This window comes from Luteibacter sp. P4_D7_3 (assembly GCF_056401735.1).
This window is the reverse complement of the sequence record NZ_JBFUIT010000007.1, coordinates 40,923-48,612: the sequence shown is the minus strand read 5'-3', so window position 1 is coordinate 48,612 and position 7,690 is coordinate 40,923. Positions and strand designations below refer to the sequence as shown.

Below are 7,690 nucleotides of genomic sequence, written 5' to 3'. Positions count from 1 at the left end.
GAGCAGGACGATGGTCGCGGTGATGCCGCCCAGGCGTGCCGCAGGACCCGCGCCGGCGGTCCAACAGGCCAGCGTCACCAGGCCCACGGCCAGTGCATAGGAGAGTATCTCGCCGGGGCCGCCGATCCACAGGCCGAGCAGGCCCGCGGCCGCACCGATGGCGGTGCCGAGGCAGCGGTCACGCGCGGCGCCACGGGTGTCGCCGAAGTTGGGTTGGGTCACTGCAATCGCGGTGATCGCCGCCCAGAAGGCCTGCTCCGTGTGCAATGCGTGGCCGATGGCGTACGCCAGCAGAGATGCCGCCAGCACCTTCACCGCCATCATCAGGCCCTGGCTCACGCGACGGTGCAGGGGCATGTCGCGGGCGAGGCGGTCCAGCGCGGCCTGGGCCCGACCCAGCCGGATCAGCCTGAGCAGGGACCTGCGGGGGCCTTCATTCGGTTCGGGAGGACTCATGGCGACATCGTACCCGTAGACCCCGTCGACGCGCCGCCAACGAACCCGCAAACTACGCCGCCGCGGCCAACCGGCCGCTACCCACGACAAGAGTCCCTCCATGTCCATTTCCATGTACCAGACCTGCGTGCCCGTCCTCGTGCGCGCACTGAACAACCTCTCCGCCATTCTCGGCAAGGGTGCTGCCCACGCCGCCGAGCGCAACATCGCACCGGACGTGCTGCTGCACACGCGCATCACCCCTGACATGTTCCCGCTGATCCGCCAGGTGCAGATCGCCACGGACATGGCCAAGGGTGCAGGCGCCCGCCTCGCCGGCGTCGAGCCGCCGAAGATGGAAGACAACGAGACCACCTTCGAGGAACTGCAGACGCGCATCGCCACGGTGATCGCGCAGCTTCAGGCGTACACCCCGGCGCAGATCGATGGCAGCGAAGATCGCGTGGTGGTTCTGAAGTCGCGTAGCGGCGAACAGACGTTCCGCGGCCAGGATTACCTGCTGGGCTTCGTCCTGCCGAACGTGTACTTCCACAGCACCACGGCATACGCCATCCTGCGCGGCGTCGGCGTCGTGCTGGGCAAGAGCGACTTCATCGGCAAGCCGTAAAGCGTCCGCTCCTGCTCCTTGTAGGAGCCGATTCATCGGCGATTGGGTGCTAGCGGCACCCTTCCCCGCAACTGCGGGATCGCCGATGAATCGGCTCCTGCATTTTGTTTATGCCTTCAGCTTCCAGCCGGTGCGGAAGATCCACCAGACCACGCCGAGGCAGACCAGCAGGAAGCCTACCGTCGCACCGGCGCTCACCAGCACGTTCACGTCGGCCTGTCCGTAGAAGCTCCATCGGAAGCCGTTGACCAGGTACACCACCGGGTTGAACAGCGTGATCTTCTGCCACACGGGCGGCAGCATGTTGATCGAATAGAAGCTGCCACCGAGGAAGGTGAGCGGCGTGATCACCATCAACGGCACCACCTGCAGTTTCTGGAAGTCGTCCGCCCAGAGGCCGATGATGAAACCGAACAGGCTGAAGGTCACCGCGGTAAGGATCAGGAAGGCGAGCATCCAGAACGGGTGTTGGATTTCGTAGGCGACGAAGAAACGCGCCGTCAGCAGGATAAGCAGGCCGAGGATCACCGACTTGGTCGCCGCCGCACCCACGTAACCGATCACCACTTCCACATACGACACGGGCGCCGACAACAGCTCGTAGATCGTACCGGCCCACTTCGGCATGTAGATGCCGAACGATGCATTGGAAATGCTCTCGTTGAGCAACGACAGCATGATCAGGCCGGGAATGATGAAGGCGCCATAGCTCACCCCGCCGATCGCGCCCATGCGCGATCCGATCGCCGCGCCGAAGACCACGAAGTACAGCGACGTCGACAGCACGGGCGACGCGATGCTTTGCATCAGCGTGCGGAAGGTGCGAGCCATTTCGAAGCGATAGATGGCACGGATCGCATGGATGTTCATACGCCGCCCCTCACCAGGCTAACGAAAATATCCTCAAGCGAACTCTCGCTCGAGTGCAGGTCCTTGAAGTCGATGCCGAGCTCGCCCAGCTTGCGCAACAGCATGGCGATACCGGTGTCGTTGCCCTGCGTATCGAAGGTATAGGTGAGGCACTGGCCGTCGCCTGACAGTTCCAGCGGCCATTCGCGCAGGCCTTCCGGTACGGATTCGAGCGGGCTCTGCAAGGACAGCGTGAGCTGCTTCTTGCCCAGCTTCTGCATCAGCGTGTGCTTCTCTTCCACCAGCACGATCTCGCCGCGATTGATGACGCCGATGCGGTCGGCCATCTGCTCGGCTTCTTCGATGTAGTGCGTCGTGAGGATGATGGTGACGCCCGACTCGCGCAGGCGACGAACCATCTCCCACATGTCGTGACGCAGTTCCACATCGACACCCGCCGTCGGTTCGTCGAGGAACAGGACACGCGGTTCGTGCGCGAGCGCCTTGGCGATCAGGACGCGTCGTTTCATGCCGCCGGAGAGCGCCATGATTTTCGAATCCTTCTTTTCCCACAGCGACAGGTCGCGCAGGATGCGTTCCAGATGCACCGGGTTCGGCGCCTTGCCGAACAGGCCGCGACTGAACTTCACCGTGGCCCAGACCGTCTCGAAGGCGTCGGTGGACAACTCCTGCGGCACCAGGCCGATCAGGCCACGCGCCGCGCGGTAGTCGCGCACGATGTCGTGGCCATCGACATGCACACTGCCTTCGCTGCCATTGGCGATGCCGCAGATAATGCTGATGAGCGTGGTTTTACCGGCACCGTTAGGGCCGAGCAGGGCGAAGATCTCGCCACGGCGGATCTCGAGGTCCACCTTGTTGAGCGCCCGAAGGCCGCTCTTGTAGTACTTGGATAACCCGCGCACCGAGACAATGGCATCGGGTGAGGAAGTCGTGGCTTGGACTGGCGACATGGGGACCCGCGGATCGATGGGTAAGGCGGCCGATGGTAGACCGATTGGGCGAAGACTGCCTGCCTTGTCGGATGCCCTTGCCACCCCCAGATCGAAGCGGATTGCCCAACCCAGAGGCCCTGCCCGCCATGACCATTTCCGCTTACGACGCGTCAGTACCTGTCTTCATCCGTGGTTTCCGCGTGCTGGCCGAGCTGCTGGACAAGGCCGAGGCCCATCCTGATGGTGCCCGGTTCATCGACGCCCGTCTTGCCCCGGACATGCTGACCCTTGCCGGCCAGGTGCAGCGCGCCAGCGACACGGCCAAGTTCGCCATCGCCCGTATCGGCGAGGTGCAGCCGCCTTCCTTCGACGACAACGAGACCACCTTCGCCGATCTGCGCAAACGTATCGACAGCACGGTGGCCTGGATCGAATCGGTGGACCGTGCCGTCATCGAGGCCGGCGAAACACGCCCCCTGACGCGCAAGTTCAAGGGCACCGAACACAGCTTTACCGCCGCGTCGTACCTGCTGACCTTCGCCATCCCCAATTTCTTTTTCCACGTGACGACCGCGTACGACATCCTCCGCCATAACGGCGTGGCTATCGGCAAACTGGATTACCTCGGTTTCAACGCGTGACCGATGGCAAGGCCCGCTGTGCCTGGGGCGAGTCCGACGAGCTCATGCGCGCCTACCACGACACCGAGTGGGGCGTGCCTGAGCGCGACGGACGCAAGCTATGGGAGAAGCTGATCCTCGACGGCTTCCAGGCCGGCCTGTCGTGGCGCACCATCCTCGCTCGCCGGGACGGGTTCCGACGGGCCTTCGAGGGCTTCGATCCGGAGCGCGTGGCCGCCTATGGGGCCGACGATGTCGCCCGCTTGCTCGGCGACGCCGGGATCATCCGCTCACGCAGCAAGATCGGCGCTGCGATCAACAACGCGAAGGCCTACCTCGCCATGCGCGATGCGGGCGAGGATTTTTCCCGGTTCTGCTGGGATGCCGTGGGTGGCGCGCCGATCGCCTGGGAAGGCCCGGTGCCGCCGAACAGCCCTCTCTCGGCGGACATCTCGAAGGCCCTGCGCCAGCGCGGTTTCACCTTCGTCGGGCCGACCATCGTGTTCGCCTGGCTGGAGGCCACCGGCCTGATCAACTCGCATGCCCCGTATTGTTTCCGGCGCAAGGAAGTCGCCCGCAAGACCTTGCGCGACAAGGGTTAACGGGTTTTTTCGGCGGGGCGGCGTAGCGTGGACTCAGCGCCCCCGGGGCGCGTTTCGTCAGGTCTACCCATCTCAGGTCTACCCACCGATAGCGAGGGTTCCCATGGCTTCGAGCTCCGCCCAACTGTTTATTCCGTACAGCGAATCGACACAGGGACCGTGGATCGTACGCCGTGCCTCCATGCCCCTCGGCCGTTACGCCTCGCAGCCCATGGCGATCGCCGCCGCAGAGGCGCTGGCCCCCGGACTGTCCGACAGCCTGGGTCGGCCGGTCGAAATCCATGTCCAGCAGGCCGATGGCACATGGGAAGAACATACCTACGTGGTCGCCGGCCTTGTCGCTGGTACCCCGGCGCCCCCTGTCGGCATCAACCGACACGCCTGAGCGTCGTGAGGTGAGACGGGTATGAGGTAACCTTGGTCGGTTATGCTCACCGACGACACCAAAGCCGCGATCCGCGCGGCGTATACGCGGCTGAAGGACGGCCTTGCGGGGTTCCGCGGGCGTGCCTCGCAGCTGAAGATGATCGCCGAGGTGGCCAAGGCACTGGCGGAGCCCGGCGGCGCGGCCGTGATCGAGGCGCCGACCGGTACCGGTAAGTCCATGGCCTACCTCATCGCCGGCCTGGAAGTCGCTCGCGCCCAGAAGAAGAAGCTGGTGATCGCCACCGCCACGGTGGCCTTGCAGGAACAGCTGGTCCAGCGCGACATTCCCCAGTACCTGACCCTTTGCGGTGTCGAGGCGAAGATCGCCCTGGCCAAGGGCCGCGCCCGTTACCTGTGCCCGCGCAATCTGCGCATGGCCGGTGCGGAGCCGACGGCCCAGGGGGGCTTCGAGTTCGACGCCGACGTCGCGCTTTGGGCACGTCCGCCGGCCGAGCGCGATACCAAGGCCGTGGCGAAACTCAGCCAGGCCTTCGAATCGCGCGAGTGGAATGGCGATATCGACACCAGCCCCGAGCCGCTGTCGGACCTGGTGCGCGGCATGGTGACCACGAGCGCGGGCGGCTGCACGGGTCGCAAGTGCGGTGCTTTCGCTGTCTGCCCGTTCTTCGTCGCACGGCGGCTCATCGGTGAGGCCGATATCGTGGTCGCCAACCAGGACCTCGTGCTTGCCGACCTGACGATGCCGCGCGACGAAGACACCTTCGGCGGCGTGATCCTGCCCAAGCCGGAAGAGACCCTCTACATTTTCGACGAGGCACACCACGTGCCCGCCAAGGCGATCGACCGGGGCGCCGCCGATGTGCACCTGGCCACGGCCGTGCGTCGCATCGGCCGCCTGCAGAACCAGATCCACGCCGCGTATTCGCTGACCGACAAGGAAAGCATCGGCAACCTCTCGCTCGAAGCGGGCGACGAGAAGCTGGTGACGATGTCCGGCGCGCTCGAGGAAATCGAGCGCGAGATCCGCATGTCGTGGACGCCATCGTCCAGCGAAACCGAACCCGTGTTCCGTGCCTCGCTCGGCCAACTTCCGGAGAACTGGAAGATGCACGCCGAGCATCTGCACCTGGTGACCAAGGACATCCAGCGCTGGCTGCGCACAGTCCGCCGTACCGTGGTGGAAATGGAGGCCGGTGGTCCGACCCAGGAAGCGCTGTCGCGCGAACTCGGCGTGGCGCTGGAGCGCCTCGATCGCCAGGTACGCACCTGGTATGCGTGGTCCACCGACGATCGCGAGAACGCGCCCCCGCTTGCTCGCTGGGTCACGATGACGCCCGAGCAGCAGCTCGTCTGCCATGCTTCCGCGGTGTCGGCCGGTGGCCTGCTGCGCACCGTGCTCTGGGACAACGCCTCGGCCGTGGTGATGACCTCGGCCACGCTGAGCGCGGGTGGCAACTTCCGCGGCTTCGCCGATTCGGTCGGCCTGCCCAACGACGCCCTCACGCTCAGCCTGCCCTCGCCCTTCGACCTGGAAAGGCAGGCCACGCTCACCGTGCCCGCACTCACCGCCATGCCGGACGATCGCGAAGGCCATGCGCGCGAAGTGTCAGGCTGGCTGGCGAAGAACCTCGACTGGGACGCTGGCAACCTCGTGCTGTTCACCTCTCGTGCCAAGCTCGATCGCGTGCTGCAGATCCTGCCGATCGAGTTCGTGCGCAAGGTACGCGCGCAGGGCTCGCTGTCGAAGGCGCAACTCATCGCCGAGCACCGTGAAGACATCGAAGCCGGCAAGGGCAGCACCCTGTTCGGCCTCGCCTCGTTCGGCGAAGGTCTCGACCTGCCGGGCAAGCTCTGCGAGACCGTGGTCGTGACGCAGTTGCCCTTCGCCGTACCCACCGACCCGGTGGGCGCGACGTATGCGGAGTGGCTGGAGTCGCGCGGGCGCAATCCCTTCATCGAAGTGAGCGTGCCGGATGCCACGCGCATCCTCACCCAGTATTGCGGCCGCCTGATCCGTACCGAGACCGATACCGGGCGTATCGTGCTGCTGGATCGCCGCGTCATTACCAAACGCTACGGCACGGGCATGCTTCGCGCCCTGCCGCCGTTCGCCCGCAACATCGAGCGCGTCGCATGACCATCATTCCCTTTGCCGCGCTGAAGGCCGTGCCGTGGAAGAACGGCCTGGGTATCACGCGTGAGATCGCGGTTGAACCAGGCGGCGCGACGATGGATGACTTCGTCTGGCGCGTGAGCATTGCGGACGTCGACACGGCATCGCCGTTCTCGCGTTTTCCGGGTATCGATCGGACCATCGTGCTGCTCGAGGGCGATGGCTTCACGATGAGGTTGGATGACGATCGCGAGCATGCGCTGACGACGCCTTGCCTGCCGTTTGCCTTCGCGGGTGAGGCCGCTGTCGAAGTCGTGCTGGCCGGCGGCGCGACGCGGGATTTCAATCTGATGGTGCGTCGTGGTGCGATGCGGGGCGTCATCGAGGTGATGCGCGGGCCCAAGACGTTGATGCTCGATAACGACGCCGCCCTGGTCTATCTGACTCGCGGCGAAGCGCATATCGATGGCAACGCGACGCGGCCCGTGCATGCCGGCGACAGCGTGCGTGGCGTCGGCGAGATCACGCTAGCAGCAGACGCCACGGCCCTGCTCGTCCGGGTCAGGGCTGCGGCGGACTGAGCGGATCGTCGTCGGTCGGGTTGCTATCGATCGTTGGCCGCTTCCACAACTCTACCGAGGCCAGCTGGAAGCGGGCCGGCGGCACCCCCTCCTCCCACTTCTCGATGCCCGGGAAGTACTCGCGCATCACCGCGACCAAGGCCGCGAAGCCGCTATCCAGCTCGGATACCGCCAGCACGGGCTCACCGTCGATATGGAAGAACACAAACACCGTGTCGGCCGTCGTATTGTCCCGGTTGCCAGCCTCGATGCGCCGGATCCGCTCCATCGCCACCTCGCGCGTACGGAACGGGCCCAAGTGAACCACGACAACGCCTGACTCCTGGTCGAAATGGACCTTCGGCCGCCAGGTGAGGTTCTCACGCAGGCGGGTCCATAGGGGTCGGGGCGTTGATTTGGGGCCCATCGCGGCGGTGTCTCTGGTCGGCTCCACCTCGTTATCGGCCGGGAACTCGTAGGATTTAGTTGTAGTTCACCGCCGCAGGGCATCGTAGGGAATCCGCTCCACAGGAATGCACC

The 7,690-nt window shown here is 65.3% G+C and carries 10 protein-coding genes; 6 read left to right on the top strand and 4 right to left on the bottom strand.

Annotation, left to right across the window (positions count from 1 at the left end; translation table 11 throughout):
- On the bottom strand, positions 1-456 hold a 456-nt coding region (locus AC1DSN_RS01845; protein ID WP_477329372.1), incomplete at its 3' end, for an FUSC family protein.
- 100 nt (positions 457-556) lie between these two features.
- Between AC1DSN_RS01845 and AC1DSN_RS01840 the strand changes: the two genes are divergently transcribed.
- Positions 557-1,063, top strand: coding sequence for a DUF1993 domain-containing protein (locus tag AC1DSN_RS01840; protein ID WP_477293392.1), 507 nt, complete (start codon positions 557-559; stop codon positions 1,061-1,063).
- A gap of 108 nt (positions 1,064-1,171) precedes the next feature.
- Here the strand turns inward: AC1DSN_RS01840 and AC1DSN_RS01835 are convergent, their stop codons facing one another.
- Together AC1DSN_RS01835 and AC1DSN_RS01830 are read right to left on the bottom strand one after the other, a co-directional pair.
- Entirely contained in the window at positions 1,172-1,933 is a 762-nt protein-coding gene (locus AC1DSN_RS01835; protein ID WP_063572864.1) for an ABC transporter permease, read from the bottom strand.
- Complete coding sequence (locus tag AC1DSN_RS01830; protein ID WP_063572863.1) at positions 1,930-2,886, bottom strand: ABC transporter ATP-binding protein; 957 nt, start codon at positions 2,884-2,886, stop codon at positions 1,930-1,932. The genes AC1DSN_RS01835 and AC1DSN_RS01830 overlap by 4 nt, the downstream gene beginning before the upstream one ends.
- Positions 2,887-3,014: 128 nt before the next feature.
- On the opposite strand from AC1DSN_RS01830, the gene AC1DSN_RS01825 reads away from it, so the two are divergent.
- The 5 genes from AC1DSN_RS01825 to AC1DSN_RS01805 all read left to right on the top strand — a co-directional run bounded on the left by AC1DSN_RS01825 (position 3,015) and on the right by AC1DSN_RS01805 (position 7,171).
- Entirely contained in the window at positions 3,015-3,509 is a 495-nt protein-coding gene (locus AC1DSN_RS01825; RefSeq protein ID WP_477293390.1) for a DUF1993 domain-containing protein, read from the top strand.
- A complete protein-coding gene (locus AC1DSN_RS01820) occupies positions 3,506-4,090 on the top strand; it encodes a DNA-3-methyladenine glycosylase I (protein WP_477293388.1) in 585 nt (194 codons plus the stop codon). The genes AC1DSN_RS01825 and AC1DSN_RS01820 overlap by 4 nt, the downstream gene beginning before the upstream one ends.
- Before the next feature lie 103 nt (positions 4,091-4,193).
- A complete protein-coding gene (locus tag AC1DSN_RS01815; protein WP_477293386.1) occupies positions 4,194-4,475 on the top strand; it encodes a DUF2188 domain-containing protein in 282 nt (93 codons plus the stop codon).
- A gap of 42 nt (positions 4,476-4,517) precedes the next feature.
- Complete coding sequence (gene dinG, locus AC1DSN_RS01810) at positions 4,518-6,614, top strand: ATP-dependent DNA helicase DinG (RefSeq protein ID WP_063573846.1); 2,097 nt, start codon at positions 4,518-4,520, stop codon at positions 6,612-6,614.
- Entirely contained in the window at positions 6,611-7,171 is a 561-nt protein-coding gene (locus tag AC1DSN_RS01805; RefSeq protein ID WP_477293382.1) for a HutD/Ves family protein, read from the top strand. Before dinG ends, AC1DSN_RS01805 begins: the two co-directional genes overlap by 4 nt.
- Here the strand turns inward: AC1DSN_RS01805 and AC1DSN_RS01800 are convergent.
- The gene (locus AC1DSN_RS01800) at positions 7,152-7,577 is read right to left on the bottom strand and encodes a hypothetical protein (protein ID WP_477329369.1); all 426 of its coding nucleotides are present in this window, start codon (positions 7,575-7,577) and stop codon (positions 7,152-7,154) included. The genes AC1DSN_RS01805 and AC1DSN_RS01800 overlap by 20 nt on opposite strands.
- Positions 7,578-7,690: the final 113 nt, after the last annotated feature.

What these genes read in the sequence shown, in the direction of transcription:
- AC1DSN_RS01815 (WP_477293386.1), top strand. Translation starts at nt 4,194, where the DNA reads ATGGCTTCGAGCTCCGCCCAACTGTTTATTCCGTACAGCGAATCGACA.
- AC1DSN_RS01825 (WP_477293390.1), top strand. Translation starts at nt 3,015, where the DNA reads ATGACCATTTCCGCTTACGACGCGTCAGTACCTGTCTTCATCCGTGGT.
- AC1DSN_RS01830 (WP_063572863.1), bottom strand. Translation starts at nt 2,886, where the DNA reads ATGTCGCCAGTCCAAGCCACGACTTCCTCACCCGATGCCATTGTCTCG.
- dinG (WP_063573846.1), top strand. Translation starts at nt 4,518, where the DNA reads ATGCTCACCGACGACACCAAAGCCGCGATCCGCGCGGCGTATACGCGG.
- AC1DSN_RS01805 (WP_477293382.1), top strand. Translation starts at nt 6,611, where the DNA reads ATGACCATCATTCCCTTTGCCGCGCTGAAGGCCGTGCCGTGGAAGAAC.
- AC1DSN_RS01840 (WP_477293392.1), top strand. Translation starts at nt 557, where the DNA reads ATGTCCATTTCCATGTACCAGACCTGCGTGCCCGTCCTCGTGCGCGCA.
- AC1DSN_RS01800 (WP_477329369.1), bottom strand. Translation starts at nt 7,577, where the DNA reads ATGGGCCCCAAATCAACGCCCCGACCCCTATGGACCCGCCTGCGTGAG.
- AC1DSN_RS01835 (WP_063572864.1), bottom strand. Translation starts at nt 1,933, where the DNA reads ATGAACATCCATGCGATCCGTGCCATCTATCGCTTCGAAATGGCTCGC.